Genomic DNA, 305 nt, shown 5'->3' on the forward strand with positions numbered 1-305 from the left:
GTGGGGTACTGGAACCGGCCCGCGCTCACGGCGGAGCGGTTCGTGCCCGATCCGTTCGGCGGTGAGCCGGGAGCGCGCTTGTACCGCAGCGGTGACCTCGCCAGGCGTCGGGCCGACGGGAGCCTGGAGTTCCTGGGCCGCATCGACGACCAGATCAAGCTGCGCGGCTACCGGATCGAACTGGGCGAGATCCAACTGCTGCTGGTCGGGCACACGGGTGTCAACGACGCCGCGGTGCTGCTGCGCGAGGACGTGCCGGGCGACCGGCGCATCGTCGGCTACGTGGTGCCCGAGCCCGGAATCGA

General features: G+C 71.1%; 1 pseudogene. It reads left to right on the forward strand.

From position 1 onward, the window contains the following. Nucleotides 1–305 (forward strand): annotated as a pseudogene (locus tag IEZ00_RS35875) (amino acid adenylation domain-containing protein); the annotation flags it as partial.

This window comes from Saccharothrix coeruleofusca, from assembly GCF_014648515.1.
Lineage (GTDB): Bacteria > Actinomycetota > Actinomycetes > Mycobacteriales > Pseudonocardiaceae > Actinosynnema > Actinosynnema coeruleofuscum.